General features: G+C 65.5%; 16 protein-coding genes. 1 reads left to right on the top strand and 15 read right to left on the bottom strand.

What is annotated here, in order from left to right; translation table 11 throughout:
• Positions 1-45: 45 nt before the first annotated feature.
• The 12 genes from WD026_RS08540 to WD026_RS08595 form a co-directional block, all read right to left on the bottom strand.
• Entirely contained in the window at positions 46-567 is a 522-nt protein-coding gene (locus WD026_RS08540; protein ID WP_425723246.1) for a DUF962 domain-containing protein, read from the bottom strand.
• 71 nt (positions 568-638) lie between these two features.
• Positions 639-1,292, bottom strand: coding sequence for an ANTAR domain-containing response regulator (locus WD026_RS08545; RefSeq protein ID WP_425723247.1), 654 nt, complete (start codon positions 1,290-1,292; stop codon positions 639-641).
• Positions 1,292-2,446: a transporter substrate-binding domain-containing protein gene (locus WD026_RS08550; protein WP_425723248.1), complete on the bottom strand. Its 1,155-nt coding sequence runs from the start codon at positions 2,444-2,446 to the stop codon at positions 1,292-1,294. Before WD026_RS08550 ends, WD026_RS08545 begins: the two co-directional genes overlap by 1 nt.
• Positions 2,447-2,563: 117 nt before the next feature.
• Complete coding sequence (locus tag WD026_RS08555; RefSeq protein ID WP_425723249.1) at positions 2,564-4,246, bottom strand: nitric oxide reductase activation protein NorD; 1,683 nt, start codon at positions 4,244-4,246, stop codon at positions 2,564-2,566.
• A complete protein-coding gene (locus WD026_RS08560; protein WP_425723250.1) occupies positions 4,243-5,049 on the bottom strand; it encodes a CbbQ/NirQ/NorQ/GpvN family protein in 807 nt (268 codons plus the stop codon). The genes WD026_RS08555 and WD026_RS08560 overlap by 4 nt, the downstream gene beginning before the upstream one ends.
• Positions 5,050-5,092: 43 nt before the next feature.
• Entirely contained in the window at positions 5,093-6,130 is a 1,038-nt protein-coding gene (locus tag WD026_RS08565) for an aliphatic amidase (protein ID WP_425723251.1), read from the bottom strand.
• A gap of 23 nt (positions 6,131-6,153) precedes the next feature.
• The gene (gene urtE, locus WD026_RS08570; RefSeq protein WP_425723252.1) at positions 6,154-6,843 is read right to left on the bottom strand and encodes an urea ABC transporter ATP-binding subunit UrtE; all 690 of its coding nucleotides are present in this window, start codon (positions 6,841-6,843) and stop codon (positions 6,154-6,156) included.
• An 11-nt stretch (positions 6,844-6,854) separates the two neighbouring features.
• Positions 6,855-7,607 carry an urea ABC transporter ATP-binding protein UrtD gene (gene urtD, locus WD026_RS08575; RefSeq protein WP_425723740.1) on the bottom strand — a complete coding sequence of 251 codons (753 nt, stop codon included), beginning with the start codon at positions 7,605-7,607 and terminating at the stop codon, positions 6,855-6,857.
• Positions 7,608-7,651: 44 nt separating this feature from the next.
• On the bottom strand, positions 7,652-8,695 hold the full coding sequence (gene urtC / locus WD026_RS08580; RefSeq protein WP_425723253.1) for an urea ABC transporter permease subunit UrtC: 1,044 nt from the start codon (positions 8,693-8,695) through the stop codon (positions 7,652-7,654).
• Positions 8,696-8,697: 2 nt separating this feature from the next.
• A complete protein-coding gene (urtB, locus tag WD026_RS08585; protein WP_425723254.1) occupies positions 8,698-9,600 on the bottom strand; it encodes an urea ABC transporter permease subunit UrtB in 903 nt (300 codons plus the stop codon).
• A 67-nt stretch (positions 9,601-9,667) separates the two neighbouring features.
• On the bottom strand, positions 9,668-10,852 hold the full coding sequence (gene urtA, locus WD026_RS08590) for an urea ABC transporter substrate-binding protein (protein ID WP_425723255.1): 1,185 nt from the start codon (positions 10,850-10,852) through the stop codon (positions 9,668-9,670).
• A 315-nt stretch (positions 10,853-11,167) separates the two neighbouring features.
• Entirely contained in the window at positions 11,168-13,144 is a 1,977-nt protein-coding gene (locus tag WD026_RS08595) for an AAA domain-containing protein (protein ID WP_425723256.1), read from the bottom strand.
• A 296-nt stretch (positions 13,145-13,440) separates the two neighbouring features.
• Here WD026_RS08595 and WD026_RS08600 point away from each other — a divergent pair, with 296 nt between their 5' ends.
• On the top strand, positions 13,441-14,964 hold the full coding sequence (locus WD026_RS08600) for a methyl-accepting chemotaxis protein (protein ID WP_425723257.1): 1,524 nt from the start codon (positions 13,441-13,443) through the stop codon (positions 14,962-14,964).
• Here WD026_RS08600 and WD026_RS08605 read toward each other — a convergent pair.
• From WD026_RS08605 to WD026_RS08615, 3 genes are read right to left on the bottom strand one after another with little or no spacing between them, the layout of a single operon-like run.
• Positions 14,954-15,961: an esterase/lipase family protein gene (locus WD026_RS08605; protein WP_425723258.1), complete on the bottom strand. Its 1,008-nt coding sequence runs from the start codon at positions 15,959-15,961 to the stop codon at positions 14,954-14,956. The two genes, WD026_RS08600 and WD026_RS08605, sit on opposite strands and share 11 nt — an antisense overlap.
• Positions 15,937-16,236, bottom strand: a complete 300-nt coding sequence (locus tag WD026_RS08610) for a hypothetical protein (RefSeq protein WP_425723259.1) — start codon at positions 16,234-16,236, stop codon at positions 15,937-15,939. The genes WD026_RS08605 and WD026_RS08610 overlap by 25 nt, the downstream gene beginning before the upstream one ends.
• Positions 16,233-16,733 (bottom strand): hypothetical protein, encoded by a 501-nt coding sequence (locus WD026_RS08615; protein ID WP_425723260.1) that lies wholly within the window; start codon positions 16,731-16,733, stop codon positions 16,233-16,235. Before WD026_RS08615 ends, WD026_RS08610 begins: the two co-directional genes overlap by 4 nt.
• Between the last annotated feature and the right edge of the window lie 72 nt (positions 16,734-16,805).

A 16,805-nucleotide genomic window follows, 5' to 3' on the forward strand; every position in this document is an offset into this window, starting at 1 on the left:
GACACCAGGACGGGGCCTCAAGGCCGAGACCCGGCCGTCGCCCGATCAGTGCACCGCTGCATGGCGGACCCTGACGGGCCCGGACCGGGCCTCGATCCTGCCCTTCAGTTCCTTCAGCAGTCCAAAGCCGAAAAGCGCCTCGGCGACCACAAACAGCGGTCCGATGATCAGCCCCATGACATCGTCGACAAAAGCGGGCTTGCGACCCTCCCAGAAGTGACCGACGAACTGGAACACCCAACCCACGACGAATCCGCCCACCCCCAGCGACAGCCAGGCGGGCGTTGACAGTGCTGCAGCCCACGCCCCCAACCACAGGCACAGACCCAGCAGCAGTGCCATGACGACCCCCAGTCCGCGGCTGAGCCGCAGGTAGTAGGCAGAGGCAGCGCACACCGCGATGAGCGCCGGCGAGATCGCCAGCCCCATGAATGGCAACGAAGGGCGGGACAGCAGCACGGTGATCGCCATCACGATGAGCGGGATGCCGATGAAATGGGTCGCGATGTTCCTCGGGTCACGGTGATACGCCGCATAGCTGGACAACTGATCCTCGAGAGTTTTCATGGGGGCTCCTGGATGGCGGTGGTCGGGACAAGTTGAACCATACATCGCTTGCGGGGTGCCGGGACGGCGTGTCAGCTGCCCGGCCTCGGCTTCGGCGACACCGCCAGGGAAAGCAGCTCGTGCGCCTCGACGATCGCCATGGCCACTTCCTCGGTGGTGGTGCGCTTGGTCATCGCCTGATCCCGGATCAGGTCATACGCCTCTGTCTCTGACACCTGGTGCGTCTTCATGAGGATGGCCTTGGCATCTGCAATGTGTCTGACACCCAGCAGCTTGGCCTCCACCTTCTTCAGGCGACGGGCCAGCGTCCTGGCCACCTTGTGGCTTTCGCGGGCCAGGACCAGCGTGGACAGAAGCCCGAAGGAACGAACCGGCGACGGCAAGACCGCCTTGGCCTGCAGACCCAGCACCACCTCCACGATGGTGGGGTTCTCGTAGTTCACCACCGCGATCACGGTGGGCGCATCTTCAGAATGGGCCCAGTCCATGTTGAGGTTGAGGATGTCGGGTCGCACCGCGACGAACACGACATCGACCTCCTTGCCGACCGACTGGGCAGGCGGCCAGAAGGCCTGCACCTTGCAACCGATGCGCTGGAGCTGCTGGGTCAGCTGTTTGCCGTCGGCATCGTCCGGGTGGATGACCGCCACCGTCAGCGTGCGAAGCTCCTTGAGCTGCTGCGGGGTCGCCCGCAGCGGTGCTCGGTGCTCCGGACGGTCTGCCATCAGTACTCCAGAGCATCCAGCCGGGCTGCCCAGTCGCCCAGCGAATGGGTGACCAGGTAGGGGTCGGGATACACCGATCGCCGGGCTTGCCGCACGATGGTGAACTGCCCCTCCGGATTCACCCTGCCGATCCGGGGATACAGACAGGTGTGGTGATTCGTCGGATCGATCTTCACCCGGCCTTGCGGAGCGTCGAACTCGCTGCCCAGCACATGCGGCATCAGCTCGGTGATGTCATCGCTGCCCGACTGGCGCATGGCGTTGGCAAAGATGTGCATCTGGAAATACGACGCCTCCCAGCAGAGGTTGGGCACGCAGCATTCCCCGAACCGACGGCGCAGGTTGTTCAAGCAACGCTGGTTCGCCGCCGAATCGATGGACTGGAAATACGGTGCCGATGTGTAGTGTCCTGTCGCCAGGCCCCGCTCCATCTGGGAGACCTCGGCCTCGGACGTGGTGAGGCTGCCGATGGGCATCACCTTGGGATCGAATCCAGCGTCGGCGTACGCGCGGTAGAGCGCTGCCGTCGAGTCGCCCACCACCGTGGAGAAGATGAAGTCAGGCCGCTTCTGACGGATGTCGACCATGATCTCGGCAAAGTCCTTCTCGGTCGCATCCAGTGCCACATAGCGCTCGGCCAGCTTCTCGCTGCCCTGGCGCTGCAGCACCAGCTCGCCCATGATCCGGTTGGATTCGTAGGGGTAGATGTAGTCCGACCCGATCAGGTACACCCGTGCCCCGAAGTTGGCGGTCATGAACTCGGCCAGCTGCACGCTGTTCTGGTTGGGAGCCGCCCCGGTGTAGATCACGTTGGCCGAGTACTCGAATCCCTCGTACAGGGTGGGATAGAACAGCAGCTTGTTCCACTTCTCGATGATGGGAATGACCGCCTTGCGGCTGCTGGACATGTAGCAGCCGAAGATCACATTGACCTTGTCGTGCAGGATGAGCTGCTCGGCCAGCTGTGCATACCGAAGGGGATTGGACTGGGGGTCGTACTGGACCGGCACCAGTTCGCGGCCGTGGATGCCGCCCGCCTCGTTGATCTCGTCGATCGCCAGCAAGGCGCCGTGCAGCTGGGACAGACCGATGGTGGAGGTGACTCCCGTCTCGGAGAACAGCACGCCCACACGTACGGGATCTCGCTCGATCATGCGGACCTCGGACGCAAAGGCAGCTGGAGGCAGCTGAAGACAGCCGGCTGAAGGGGCATGGATCGATTCAATGGCATGCGCTGGGTCAATCGTCAGGTGGTTGATGGAGGGCAGTCGTCACCCGGCGGCCAGCCTGACGTAGGCTCGCTGCAACTGTACTGGAAGCTGGTGCGGGTCATCGGCGATGCCGTAGTCGCGCCAGCCGAAGATCCGCCGGACGTAACGATCGGCCTTGGGATCGACCGCCAGGCAGAAGGTTCGAATGCCCAGGCGTTGCGCTTGCTGGACCGCCATGCGGGCGTCCTCGACCAGGTAATCCGGCTCGAAGACATCGACATCGGCAGGCTCCCCGTCGGTGACGACGAGGATGCCCCGGTATCGGCCCGACTCGACCTGCAGGTGAGACGTGGCCTGCCGGAGCGCGGCGCCCAGGCGCGTGGAGTGACGCGCACTCACCGACATCACCCGGCTGCAGGCCAGCTCGTCGACCGGCTGATCCCAGTCCAGCAGCCGGTAATAGCTCACCTCCGCGCGGGTGTTGGACAGGAATCCATGGATCGCGATGCGGTCCGCCGAGTGGCCGGTGGCCTGAGCGAGCATCCACGCCGCCTGTTTCTCCAGGTCCAGCAGGGATCGCCCGGTCACCGTCGAGAGGTCATTGGTGGATTCCGAGAGGTCCAGCAGGATCAGGATGCTCGAGGTGGTGCTCTCGCGACCCGGCCGCAGGAAAAGCCGAGGCTCGGGCTGAAGCCGCGCCCTTCGGTCGACCATCACATCGATGGCGGCATTGAGGTCGATGTCGTCCCCTTCCCACTGGCGTCTGAGTCGATGCCGGCGGCTCAGGCGCCTGAGCCGCTGGATCGACAGAGGCGCTTCACGCGACCACCAGGCCCGCTGACTGGACACCGTGCCGGCCAGCGACGTCGCGGGCAGCTTCTCCACCACGGTGCACCAGTCCCGGCGCCACAGGGCCAGTCGGTGGTGCCACTCCGGATGGACGTAGCGCCCGAGCTCGACCTCTTCCTGGACGGATGACGGACCGTCCGCGCCGGGTGGCACGGGGTCCGACCTGGGCAAGGCCCTGGCCGCCTGCGAGACCGACAGCGTCTGCTCCTGATCTTCCTCTTGCCGATCGAATGTCCAGAGAACGCTGTTGTCGTCACGGTATGCAGACGGCACCACGTAGTGCTGGGGGTCAAACCGCACGCGCATCTGCCCCAGGTCGTTGGCCAGGATCGATGCCGAGGCTCGGAACGCTGCCGCATCTTCCAGCCCATGCCGATCGCGGGCCTCAAGAAACAGCCGCCGGGCCTTGTTGACCCAGTGGTTGTCGTCTTCATGGTCGGGCTCGGCCAGCACCCAGTCGAGTCGGGTGATCAGCGCCTCAAAACTGAAAATGCCTGGCTCGGGCAGTGGCGCACGGTGGATGGCAAACCAGCGCCGCACACCGGGAAAGCGCCGTGCCAGCAGTTGCTCGACCCGTGCGTCCTCCAGGGCAGACACCACCGCCTGACCCATCGGCTTGAGCAATCTGGCTGGCTGAGCCAGCGGCGAGAACAACAGATGAGCGACCGCATGGGCGACCGCGGCTGCGCAGGCCGATCCACGTGCCTCTCCGGCCTCCGGCAACGACCGGCTCAGCAGCAGGTGCTGCGTTGTGATGATGGAGCGCGGGCCGAGCGAGCTGGCGTCTGCGGCAGCAACCGCCAGCGGGCGCCCCAGCAAGCCCGTGGCCAGACCACAGAGGCTGCGTTGGAGCCCGTCAAGGCCATCACCGGACGATCGGTCGTCCGGCTTCATCCGAACTGCGCCTGAACAAAGTCCCGGATCGCCTGGGCCATGTCAGGGTCATCGGTCAGGGCCTGCACCAGCGTCATCTCGCACGCCTGCGTGGGCGACAGGCCATCCCGGACCAGGGTGCCTGCGTAGATCAGCATCCGGGTCGATGCGCCCTCGTCCAGACCGCGCTGCTTGAGCGCACGGGTGCAGTGGGCGATCTTCACCAGCTGCAGCGCCAGATCGCCGGCAACGCCCGCCTCGCGGGCCACGATGAGCGCCTCCGTCTCCATCGGCGGGTAGTCGAACTCCAGTGCCGAGAAGCGTTGCCGGGTCGAGGCCTTCATGTCCTTGGCACTGCTCTGGTAGCCCGGGTTGTACGACACCACCAGCTGGAAGTCGGGGTGGGCCTGGATGACCTCCCCCTTCTTGTCCAGCGGCAGGATGCGTCGGGCATCGGTCAAGGGATGGATCACCACCGTGGTGTCCTGTCGGGCCTCCACCACCTCATCGAGGTAGCAGATGCCTCCATGACGGACCGCCAGGGTGAGCGGTCCGTCATGCCAGGCCGTCCCGTCGGCGTCCAGCAGGAACCGACCGACCAGATCCGATGCCGTCATGTCTTCGTTGCAGGCCAGCGTCACCAGGGGCTTGCCCAGCTTCCAGGCCATGTACTCGACGAACCGGGTCTTGCCACAGCCCGTCGGTCCCTTGAGCATCAGGGGCATCCTGTGGCGGTAGGCCCGCTCGTAGCACTCCACCTCGTTGCCGGCAGATTGGTAGAACGGCTCTTGCCGGATGAGGTGATCGTCCAGTGGATGACTCATGAAAGCCTCGGGTACGGTCGGTCGGATCGGGTGTGGTCGTTCCTCAGCGGTGCTGGGTCGTTTCGTTGGGGATGCCCTCCATCGGGCACTCGGCGGTGCCCACGGTCGAGCGGGTGAACGACTCCACCATCTCGCGGGTGCCCTCGGGATCGTTGACCCAGTTGGCGTAGAAGTTGTATGGGCAGGCTGCCACGCCCTTGTCGCCGTCGCCGGAATTGATCAGGCCGGTGTAGCCACGGTGGACCAGCTTGAAGAGGTGGTTCTGGGACTGACCGTTCTTGCGGGCATCACGGATGAGGCTCTTGGAGAGTTCGGCGTACTGGATGCCCATCTCTTCCTCACCGCACTCACCCAGCGTACGGCCATCGAAACCGATGAGCGCCGAGTGGCCGAAGTAGGAGTAGACGCCATCAAACCCGGTGGCATTGGCCACAGCCACGTACGAGTTGTTCATGAATGCCATGGTCTTGGCCACCATGATCTGCTGCTCCTTGGCCGGGTACATGTAGCCCTGGCAACGCACGATCAGCTCGGCACCGCGCATGGCGCAGTCACGCCAGATCTCGGGGTAGTTGCCGTCATCGCAGATGATCAGGCTGATCTTCATGCCCTTGGGGCCTTCGCTCACGTAGGTGCAGTCGCCCGGGTACCAGCCCTCGATGGGCACCCACGGCATGATCTTGCGGTACTTCTGCACGATCTCGCCCTGGTTGTTCATCAGGATGAGGGTGTTGTAAGGCGCCTTGTTGGGGTGTTCCTCGTGACGCTCGCCGGTGAGCGAGAACACGCCCCAGACATTCGCCCGCCGGCAGGCATCGGCAAAGATCGCCGTCTCCTCGCCAGGCACGGTCGAGGCGGTCTCGTACATCTCCTTGGAGTCGTACATGATCCCGTGGGTCGAGTACTCGGGGAAGATCACCAGGTCCATGCCGGGCAGACCCTTCTTCATGCCCACCAGCATGTCGCCGATCTTGCGGGCGTTCTCCAGGACCTCGGCCTTGGTGTGCAGGCGGGGCATCTTGTAGTTGACGACGGCCACGCCGACGCAATCGTTGCTGCTGGAAATGTCACCATGTCGCATGAGGTACTCCTTGGGTTGGGTGGTCAGACAGTGAGGAAAGACTTGACCTTGTCCTGGTCAAGATGGGCACGCAGTTCTTCGTGCACGATGCGCCCGCGGTCGATGACCATGAACCGGTCAGCGAGGTCGAGGGCGAAGCTCAGTACCTGCTCCGAGACGATCACGGAGAACCCGCGTTCGTGGCGCAGCACGTTCAAGGTGTGGGCGATCTCCTTGATGATCGAAGGCTGGATGCCTTCGGTGGGCTCATCCAGGATCAGCAATCGGGGCTCCGAGATGAGCGCCCGGGCGATGGCCAGCATCTGCTGCTGGCCGCCGGAGAGGTTGCCGGCCTTGCGATGCTTCATCTCCTTGAGCACCGGGAAGAACTGGTACAGATAGTCCGGCACCGTGCGGTGCCCGGAGTGTTCGGCGCCCGACAGGATGTTCTGTTCCACCGTCAGGAAGGGAAACACCATGCGCCCCTGGGGAACGAAGGCCAGTCCGTGCTGGACGCGGCGGTAGCTGGGCAGGCCGGCGATGGACGCACCCTCCATCCGTATGTCCCCCGAGCGGACCGGCAGCAGCCCGATGAGCGACTTCAGCAAGGTGGTCTTTCCCATGCCGTTGCGCCCCATGATCGCCACGGACTCGCGTGGCTTCACAGTCAGCGACACGTCGTGAATCACCCGTGATTCACCGTACGACACATTGAGTGAGGAGACTTGCAGCATGATCCGGCTCCTCAATGGCCCAGGTACACGTCGATGACGCGGGGATCGGCCTGCACCTCGGCGGCCGAGCCCTCGCTCAGCAGCTTGCCCTGGTGCAGCACCGTGACCTTGTGCGCAATGCGTTTCACAAAGTCCATGTCGTGCTCGATCACGACCACCGAGCGGCCGGCGGCCAGCCGGCTCAGCAGATCGCCGGTCTGCTCGCGCTCGCGGGGGCTCATGCCGGCAACGGGCTCGTCCAGCAGCAGCAGCTTGGGCTCCTGCATGAGCAGCATGCCGATCTCCAGCCATTGCTTCTGGCCGTGGCTGAGCTGTCCGGCCCGATGACCCAGCCGATCGGCCAGGAAGATCTGCTCTGCCATCTCCTGGATCCGCTGGACGATGTCCGGCGTGCGCTTGAAGGTGAGCGACTGGAACAGCCCATGCATCCGGGGAAAGGAGATTTCCAGGTTCTCGAAGACAGTCAGGTCTTCGTAGACCGAAGGGGTCTGGAACTTGCGGCCCACACCGGTGCGGACGATGCGGTACTCGTTCATCCGTGTCAGGTCCTGACCTTCGAACAGCACCCTGCCGGAGGTGGGGCGGGTCTTGCCGCAGATCATGTCCAGCAAGGTGGTCTTGCCGGCGCCGTTGGGTCCGATGATGACCCGCAACTCGTTGCGTTCGACCTGCAGGCTCAGGTTGTCGACCGCCTTGAAACCATCGAAGGAGACCGTCAGGTTCTCGACCTGAAGGACCTGATTGGAGCGCTGGGACGAGAGCATGGTGGGCATGGGATGGTTCATGGAGGACACGGCGAGACTCGCGGTCATGGCGCGCTCTCCACCGCCTTGCGGGCCTGCCACTGGGCCTTCAGGCCGGCCAGCCCGTTGGGCATCACCCAGACGACCAGGATGAAGATGGCACCGAGGAAGTACAGCCAGATCTCCGGAAAGGTCTCGGACAGATAGGACTTCAGGAAACCGATGAGCAGCGCGCCGACCACCGCGCCGGGGATGGAGAGCCGCCCGCCCACTGCCGCATAGATCACCATCTCGACCGAGGCGACCACCCCGATCACGCTGGGAGAGATCAGCCCGGTCTGCAGGGTGAAGAAGGCGCCACCCACCGACGCCAGTACGGCACCGCAGGCAAACACGAAGGCCTTCATGTGGGCGGTGTCATACCCGGAGAAGCGCACACGGTCCTCCCGGTCACGGATCGCGATCAGGATCTTTCCGAAGCGGCTTCGCACCACCAGCAGCGCCAGCGCCATGGCCACTGCCAGGAACACCACCTGGATGAAGTACAGCCAGCGCAGCGAGCTGTCGGACAGGATGTCCATGCCCATGATCGTGCGGAAATCAGTGATGCCGTTGGCGCCGCCGGTATCGCCCTGCTGGCCGACCACGACCACCGTGAGGGTCAGGGCCAGGGACAGGGTCACGATGGCGAAGTACACCCCGCTGACGCGCCGTCGGAAGATGGCGTAGGAGAACAGGTAGGCCAGCGCTGCCGGAATCACCAGGATCGCCAGCACGGTGATCCCGAACGACTTGAAGGGCAGCCACCACAGTGGCAGTGACTCGACGCTGCTCCACACCATGAAATCGGGCAGCTCGGGCGCCGATGCCTCCAGCTTGAGGAACATGGCCATCATGTAGCCGCCAAGACCGAAGAAGACGCCCTGCCCCAGGCTGAGGATGCCGCCGTAACCCCAGGTCAGGACAATGCCGATGGCCACGAATGCCAGCGCCAGGTACTTGCCGATCAGATTGAGGCGGAACGGATCCAGCAGCAGCGGCAGTGCCACGGCCAGCAGGGCCAGGATGGCGGCGTAGCGGACCAGGTCGGAACGGTGGTGGGTGGACATGCTCAGCTCCTGGAGCGCACGGCGAAGAGGCCGTTGGGACGGAAGTACAGGACCACGATGACCAGCATCAGGATGGTGGCCTTGGCCATGGAGCCGCTCATCAGGAACTCCAGCCAGGTCTGGCCCTGCGCAATCGAGAGCGCAGACAGGGCGGTGCCCAGCAGGCTCTGCACACCCCCGAAGACGACCACGATGAAGGAGTCGACGATGTAGAGCTGGCCGGTTCCAGGGTTGGTGGATCCGATCATGGTGAACACGCAGCCGGCAATGCCGGCCAGGCCGGACCCCAGGGCGAAGGTCAGTGCGTCCACGCGGTGCGTATTGATGCCCACCGCACCGGCAATCGAGCGGTTCTGCATGACGGCCCTCACCTTCAGACCCCAGCGCGTGCGGTACAGCAGGAGGTACACAGCCATGGCCACGGCCACCGTGAGCCCGACGATGAAGATGCGGTTGATCGGCAGCTGGATGCCCTCGGTGGGCTCCCAGGCTCCGGCCAGCCACGTGGGCAACGGCACGCTGACCTCCTGGGCACCGAAGACGGTCCGGTAGGTCTGCTGCAGGATGAGGCTCAAACCCCAGGTGGCCAGCAGCGTGTCCAGCGGCCGGTTGTAGAAGAACCGGATGAACCCGCGCTCCAGCACATAGCCGAACGCAGATGTGACCAGGAAGGCGAACGGGATCGCCACGAACAGGTAGACGCCCATCCATTGAGGCGCCCAGCGCTCGAACCCCAGCGCGGCCAGGTAGGTCATGTAGGCGCCCAGCGCCATCAGCTCGCCGTGCGCCATGTTGATGACGCCCATCAGGCCAAAGACGATGGCCAGACCGATGGCCATCAGCAACAGGATGCTGAACAGGCTCACCCCGTTGAACACCTGCATCACCGCAATGTCGAAACCCATCACCAGACTCCCGAGTCGTTGATTCGGCCGACTGCCCCAAGGGCAGCCGGTATGACCACAGTGATCGTCAGATCTTGGGGAACGGGTTGGGCTCGATCAGGGAAGGTGCTTCCCAGACGATGTCGAACTGACCATCGGGGCGCGCACGCCCGATGCGGACCTTCTTCCACACGTGATGGTTGGTTGCGTGCATGCGCACCGTGCCTTCCGGCGCCTGCAGCTCCAGGCCACCGGATGCGGCAATCACCTTGTCGACATCGAAGGACTTGGCCTTCTCCACGGCCATCTTCCAGAGGTAGACGCTGTTGTAGGCCACCTGCATCGGGTCGCCGATGACACGGTCCTGGCCGTACTTCGCCTTGAACGCCTTGACGAACTTCTCGTTGACCGGGGACTTGATGCTCTGGAAGTAGCCCATGCAGGCGTAGTACCCGGCTGCGTTGTCCTTCCCGATGCCCTCGACCTCGTTCTCGGAAACGACGGTCGACAGCAGAACCTGCTTGGAGCCATCCAGGCCGGCTGCGCGCAACTGCTTGTAGAAAGCCACGTTGGAGCCGCCCACCACCGTGCTGTAGATGCAGTCCGGCTTGGCTGCCTTGATCTTGTTGATGATGGAGGAAAACTCGGTGTGACCCAGCGGGGCGTACTCTTCGCCGAGCACCTTGCCACCGGCCTTCACGATGGTCGGTTTGGCGATCTTGTTGCAGGTGCGTGGATAGATGTAATCGGAACCCACCAGGAAGAAGGTCTTGCCCTTCTCCTTGGCCAGCCATTCCACCGCGGCGATGACCGACTGGGTAGCCTCCTGGGAGGGATAGAACACCTGCTTGTCCTGCTCCTGGCCCTCGTAGTAGGTCGGGTAGTACAGCAGACCCTTGGCACGTCCGAGTGCCGGCAGCACGGCCTTGCGCGAGGCCGAGGTGTAGCAGCCAACGATGGCGGCCACCTTGTCGCGCTCCAGCAGCTTGCGGGCCTTCTCGGCGAACACGGCGTTGTCGCTGGCACCGTCCTCGATCACGGCTTCGATCTTTCGGCCCATCACGCCGCCGGCGGCGTTGATCTCGTCAATGGCCATCTTTTCTGCGTCGACCAGCGACGCCTCGGCGATCGCGATGGTTCCGGAGAGCGAGTGCAGCAGGCCCAGCTTCACGGTCTCCTGGGCACTGGCGAGGCCGTGCACGCCTGAGGTGGCACCCAGGATCAGCATGGATCCTGTGGATTTGATGACGTCGCGCCGATTCATCTCTGTCATGGTCAAGCTCCTAGCGGTGGTTTACGGATGGACTACCGGCGATCTCCATGGGGAGATCGACCAACAAGCAGCCGACCACATCACCTCCCGAAGCTGATTCGGACATGGCTCCGCCAGCAGGCGGGCACAGCAGCTCGCCTGAGCGTCGTTATGGAGCCGGAAAACAAAAAAGCCCGAACCGGTCATGGACCGATTCGGGCTTTCTTGCCCGACATCTGACTGGCAGCACTGGCAGTCGATGTCGAATGATGGGTGACAACTTCTTGTCGACGCCGATATTCGATCGCGCCGAACCGCCGTGCCATAGGTGATGCACTAGCTAGACAATCGCGGGCTGGCGGTGATATTCGCGGGCGCGACGCAAAGGTCCGTATCCCAGGCCGTGCGGTAACCGCCGATCTGCTGCACATGCGCCAGCAGCTCCTGGAAGAACGGGTGCGAACCCAGGGTGGACGAATCGCCCACCATCAGCAGCTTGCGGCGGGCGCGCGTCATGCCCACGTTCATGCGGCGGATGTCGGAGAGGAATCCGATCTCGCCTTGCCGATTGCTGCGGGTGAGCGAGATGGCGATGATGTCGCGCTCCTGGCCCTGGAACGCGTCGACCGTGCCCACGCTGAGCAGGCGCTGCTGCACCAGGGCGCCCAGCACCGGGTCCTGTTCGATGGCGTCCTTCAGGCAGTTGATCTGCGCGCGGTACGGCGCGATCACGCCCAGTGTGAGCGGATGATCCTCGTGGTCGGCGGGGTCATGGGTTGCCAGCAGCTGGTTCAGCCGCCTGAGCAGCATGGCGGCCTCTTCCGGGTTGGCAGTGGAACGGCTCTCGGGAACGGTCACCTCCAGAAAGCCGAAACCTGCCGTGTCGAGAAACTCCACCGGCCGGTCTGACGCGAACACCGGGTCGTAGGCAGCGAGATCGGCATGACGCACCCGGGGATGCGCCTGCAGCTGTCCGCCATAGAACCGCCTGGAGCTGAACGCCATGATCTGCTCGTGCATGCGGTACTGCACGGTGAGCATGCGGGCAGTGGCCGGCTGGCGCTGGATGCACTTCTCGAACAGCGTTTCGCGCAGGCCTTCGCGGGCCGCCTGCTCGCTCTTGACGGTGGGAGGCAGCTGGTGGTGGTCGCCGGCCAGCACCACGCGCTGGGCCCGGGCGATCGCGATCCAGCAGCCGGGCTCCAGCGCCTGGGCGGCTTCGTCGATGAAGACGGTTTCGAAGTCCAGGTCGCGGATGCTGCGGTGGCCGGCTCCCACCAGGGTGCAGGTGATCACCTGTACCGAGTCCAGCACATCGTGGGTGATGAAGCGCTCCAGATCGTCGGCCTGCAGGAACAGCTGCCGGGCCTCCTCCTTGAGCATCTGGCGCTGCTGGCGTTCCTCGGGGCCAAAGTGGCGCACATGCTGCTGGGCAGTCTGGCGGAGCTGGTCGGCCGTCTGGCGCAGGGCGCGCATCCGGCTGTGGCTGGCATGGGCCATCACCCGGGCATCGAGCGTGTGTGCCAGCAACAGGTCCGACACCCGGCTGGGGTTGCCCAGCCGGATCACCTTGACGCCGTGCGCGGCCAGCTTCTCGGTCAGCAGGTCCACCGCGGTGTTGGATGGCGCACTCACCAGCACGCGCCGCTCACGCCGGATGGTTTCGCGGATGGCCTGCACCAGCGTGGTGGTTTTTCCGGTGCCTGGCGGGCCATGGATGATGGCCACGTCGCGGGCCGACAGGACATGGCGCACGGCATCCCGCTGGGGGTCGTTGAGCGGGCCGGGATAGAACAGGTCGTCGGTCTGCAGCGGATCGAAGCGGGCCTGGCGGGCTCCCAGCAGCACGTCCCGCAGCTCGGCCAGCCGGTTGCCGCGGGCGCGCACCACCTCGCTCATGACCTGGTTCATTTCGCGGTAGCTCACCTCGTCGAAACTGAGGTCGATACCCAGCTGGCCGCCCTCCGACACCCAGTCGGGCAGGTCTTCGCGGGTGGTGGTGAGCTGCAGCTGGTTGCGACCCACGTGGGTGATGACGCCACCCAGCGTGGGCTGGTCGGCCGCCGCAAGCCCGGGCACCTGGCCGAACAGGGCCGCATTCCTGCCCACCTGGAACAGGTGCAGGCCCTCCTGGCTGGCGGGGCGTTGCAGTTCCAGCACCACCTTGCCGCCAAAGCCGATGTCCTCGCGGGTGATGGCCACCGGATGCCAGGTGATGCCGCGCCGCTTGCGTTCCGCAATGCCGGCCTTGGCGCTCTTGAGCTTGAACTGCGCCTGGTCCTCCCTCTGCTCGAGCTGCAGCAGGGCCTGCACGCGACGCAACCCGTGTTCGATGACAGCGGGGTCGAGGGGGATGAAGTCAGGGTCCGCCAAAGGGATACGGATGAACCGTCCGTTGGGTGAAGAAGCCAGCAAAGTGGCGATGAAACGGCCGAGTTTGCCTCAGCCGTTCGAGGTCGCCCGCCGCCGCGCACCCGTTGGAACCGAGGGGCTTCAGTCGCGGCGGTTCGTGCCGATAGTCACAAAGCCCTCAGTCACCACGGAACACCCTGATGAACACCCCCATCCAACCCTCCTCTCGTGGAATCCTGTCCACCCTGGGTCGGCGAATGGCTGCTGCCTTCACGACCGTTCTGCTGATCTTCTCCGGCGTACTGGCCATCACGGTATGGAAAGTCGAGGCCGTGCAGGGGCTGTCTGCGCAGACCACCCTCGAAGCCCGCAAGCTGGAACTGGCGGACAAATGGCTGGCCGACGTGCGCCAGAACTCGGCCCGCTCGCTGGCGGTGGCCATGGCCCCGGGCAGCGACATGCTGGCTTTCTTCAAGGAAGCGATGGCCGCCACCTCCCGGGGCACCACCGAAACCCAGAAGACCTTTCTGGAAATCGCCGCCGGCAACCCGGAATCCATGAAGCGCGCTGCGCTGGTGGGCGAGGTGCGCAAGGAATGGCTGGCCGCGCGCGACGAGATCAACACGGTGAAGGCGTCAGGCGATGACGCCCGCGCCCGTGAGCTCGTGGCCAGCAAGTTCGTGCCGGTCACCAACCGCTATGTGGAGGTGACGCAGGCGCTGGTGGACGGTCAGCTGGCCGCCATGAACGACCTGCAGACGCGGATCCAGGCAGAGTTCCGCTCCCTGTACCTGTGGCTGGGGCTGCTGTCGGCGGCCGCGCTGGCCGTCTGCATCGGCCTGTCGTGGCGCATGACCCGGTCCGTCACCGAGCCGATCCGGGAGGCCGTGACCGTGGCCAACGCGGTGGCCGCAGGGGACCTGACCCGCAACGTGAGCAGCCATCGAACCGATGAGCTCGGCGATCTGCTGCGCGCCCTGGGCACCATGAAGTCCTCGCTCATCCAGACCGTGACCCAGGTCCGCCAGGCCAGCGACAGCATCGGCACGGCGTCGGTGGAGATTGCCACCGGCAACCAGGACCTCTCCAGCCGCACCGAGCAGACCGCGAGCAACCTGGAAGAAACCGCGGCCTCGATGGAGGAGCTCACCAGCACCGTGCGCCAGAGCGCCGATGCGGCCCGCCAGGCCAACCAGCTCGCCGCCAGCGCGGCCGAGATCGCCGCCCGCGGTGGCGAGGTGGTGGCCCAGGTGGTCACGACCATGGACGAGATCAACCACAGCAGCAAGAAGATCAACGACATCATCGGTGTCATCGACGGCATCGCCTTCCAGACCAACATCCTGGCGCTCAACGCGGCGGTGGAAGCCGCCCGCGCCGGTGAGCAGGGCCGTGGCTTTGCGGTGGTGGCCGGCGAGGTGCGCAACCTGGCGCAGCGCAGCGCGCAGGCGGCCAAGGAGATCAAGGGCCTGATCGGCGCGAGCGTGGACCGTGTGGAGGCGGGCAGCAAGCTGGTGGCCGATGCGGGCAACACCATGAGCGAGATCGTGGGCTCGGTGCAGCGGGTGAGCGACATCATCGGCGAGATCACGGCAGCCGCAGGCGAGCAGAGCGACGGCATCGGCCAGGTGAACACGGCGGTGGCCCAGCTCGACCAGATGACGCAGCAGAACGCGGCGCTGGTGGAAGAGAGCGCGGCCGCGGCCGAGAGCCTGAAGGACCAGGCGCGCCGCCTGACGGAAGTCATCGGCTTCTTCCGCACTGCGCCGGTCAGGGGCTGAGTCCGGCCTCCGGCGGATCTGCCATCCATTGCACCAGCCGGTCGGCCACGCCGGCGTCGCTGAGCAGGTCCATGTGACCGGTGCGGAAGGCCAGGTACTGGTGCGCCGGCGGAAACGCCAGGCAGCGCGCAGGATCGTCGTGCATGCCCAGGGCACTGTGCAGCGGTACCAGACCATCGCCCAACAGGCGATCGGCCACGCGGCTGCGCCGGGCGGCCAGCGTGGCCGCCACCGTGAAACATGCCACCCCGGAAGGCAAGGGCAGCACGGCACGCCGATCCGGCCGGCGGCGGAAACGGTCGTGCCCCTGCCAGTCTTCATCGAGCACATGGCCGTAGCGCAGATCGGTGATGCCCGCGCTGCGCAGCCGGGCCAGCCGGCTGAAGGGCCGGCTGAAGGACGAACTGCCCAGCAGCCCATCGACCCAGTGGCCGGCGCGCTCCAGTGGTGCGCCGTGGTGCGGCGTGCCCAGGAACACGATGCGCTGCAGCTGCCAGGGCCATGAGTGGCCCGCGTTGTTGCCGCTGTGGCAGGCGGCGCGCACCACCAGCCCCCCCATGCTGTGCGCCAGCACGCTGAAGGCCTCCAGCGGCACCGGCCAGGCAGCCACCAGGCGTTCGATCAGGTTGGCCAGCTGGCGGCCATTCACCGATGTGTGAAGGCCCGTGTTGTAGCGCACGTGCACCGGGGTGTAGCCCAGGGATCGGGCCAGGTGCAGGCCATGATCGTGACCGGCCCGAAGCCACTGCCGGTCGTTCATGCAAAGCCCGTGCACCAGCAGGAGCAACTTGCCGGTGGCAGCGGACGAGGCGCGCAGCGCGTCAAGGTCCAGCGACTGGCCGTCCTGACGCAGTTCCATGTCGAGGGCCAGGGGGTTGGCGTCTGCGGCCAGCCGATCGCCCATCACACCGTTGAGCGCCGACAGCACGGCATCGCGCTCGGCCGACGGACCATCGGCGTCCTGCCCGGGCATCACGCGGTCCAGCCAGGGCTCCACCGCAGCAGGGTGGCCTGAAGCCCCTGGTCGACCAGATGGGTCACCCCATGAATGCCGCGGTAGACCATGCCGGTCAACCCGCGCGACTGTCCCGGTCCGGCCCCTCCGGGCAGGCCCAGGCGGGTCAGCACCGACTGGTGCACACCCTCAACGATGCGGGTCACGCCGGCCGTGGCCTGGACAGCCAGACGGGCCGTCCCACGCAGGTCGCTGGGGCGCAGCTGGGCCAGGGCCGCCGCAGCGCGGCGATCGGCTGGCGTACCGGCACGCTTCATGCGCAACCCTCGACGAGCCGGATGCTGGCATCGCCGGCATAGATGGCGACCACCCGACCCCCGATCAGTTCGAACTTGATGCCGCGCTGGCCGGATCGGTCCCAGAGGTAGAAGTACTGCCCGGTGTCGTCGTACTTGTGACGCTCGATCGTCAACGCCTCGCCGAACAGGCGCCGCACCGACTCGGCGGTATCGCCCACACGCGCACCGGATCGGGTGGCCGTGTCGGCGGTGTCGGCCGCGATGCGGGTGACCCGGCCGTTCTGGACCATGAGGCTGATGCCCGGATGACCGCTCGCGGGGTAGACGTGATCGCAGTCAGGGTCCAGGGGCTGGTTCTCGAATGTGCGCAGCGCAGTCCCCATCAGGCGCTGTGCCTGGGAAACGGAGAGGCCCGGTGTCACTGCCCCGTAGCCGCCGGTGGTCAATACCCAGGGGGGCGCGGCCTGTACCGAACCCATGAAGCAGACAGCCACGGCCCACATGCGGATGTTCATGCGACTGACTGTGCCATGAATGCGCGGCCGGGCAGCGGCATGCCCGTGCCGGTTACAGTTTGCAGCCCATCC

It is taken from the genome of Hydrogenophaga sp. R2 (assembly GCF_049843595.1).
Classification (GTDB): Bacteria; Pseudomonadota; Gammaproteobacteria; order Burkholderiales; family Burkholderiaceae_C; genus Hydrogenophaga.

Bases quoted from the DNA above. Each gene is read 5' to 3' on its own strand.
- WD026_RS08540 (WP_425723246.1), bottom strand. From the start codon at position 567: ATGAAAACTCTCGAGGATCAGTTGTCCAGCTATGCGGCGTATCACCGT.
- WD026_RS08545 (WP_425723247.1), bottom strand. From the start codon at position 1,292: ATGGCAGACCGTCCGGAGCACCGAGCACCGCTGCGGGCGACCCCGCAG.
- WD026_RS08550 (WP_425723248.1), bottom strand. From the start codon at position 2,446: ATGATCGAGCGAGATCCCGTACGTGTGGGCGTGCTGTTCTCCGAGACG.
- WD026_RS08555 (WP_425723249.1), bottom strand. From the start codon at position 4,246: ATGAAGCCGGACGACCGATCGTCCGGTGATGGCCTTGACGGGCTCCAA.
- WD026_RS08560 (WP_425723250.1), bottom strand. From the start codon at position 5,049: ATGAGTCATCCACTGGACGATCACCTCATCCGGCAAGAGCCGTTCTAC.
- WD026_RS08565 (WP_425723251.1), bottom strand. From the start codon at position 6,130: ATGCGACATGGTGACATTTCCAGCAGCAACGATTGCGTCGGCGTGGCC.
- urtE (WP_425723252.1), bottom strand. From the start codon at position 6,843: ATGCTGCAAGTCTCCTCACTCAATGTGTCGTACGGTGAATCACGGGTG.
- urtD (WP_425723740.1), bottom strand. From the start codon at position 7,607: ATGCTCTCGTCCCAGCGCTCCAATCAGGTCCTTCAGGTCGAGAACCTG.
- urtC (WP_425723253.1), bottom strand. From the start codon at position 8,695: ATGTCCACCCACCACCGTTCCGACCTGGTCCGCTACGCCGCCATCCTG.
- urtB (WP_425723254.1), bottom strand. From the start codon at position 9,600: ATGGGTTTCGACATTGCGGTGATGCAGGTGTTCAACGGGGTGAGCCTG.
- urtA (WP_425723255.1), bottom strand. From the start codon at position 10,852: ATGACAGAGATGAATCGGCGCGACGTCATCAAATCCACAGGATCCATG.
- WD026_RS08600 (WP_425723257.1), top strand. From the start codon at position 13,441: ATGGCTGCTGCCTTCACGACCGTTCTGCTGATCTTCTCCGGCGTACTG.
- WD026_RS08610 (WP_425723259.1), bottom strand. From the start codon at position 16,236: ATGAAGCGTGCCGGTACGCCAGCCGATCGCCGCGCTGCGGCGGCCCTG.
- WD026_RS08615 (WP_425723260.1), bottom strand. From the start codon at position 16,733: ATGAACATCCGCATGTGGGCCGTGGCTGTCTGCTTCATGGGTTCGGTA.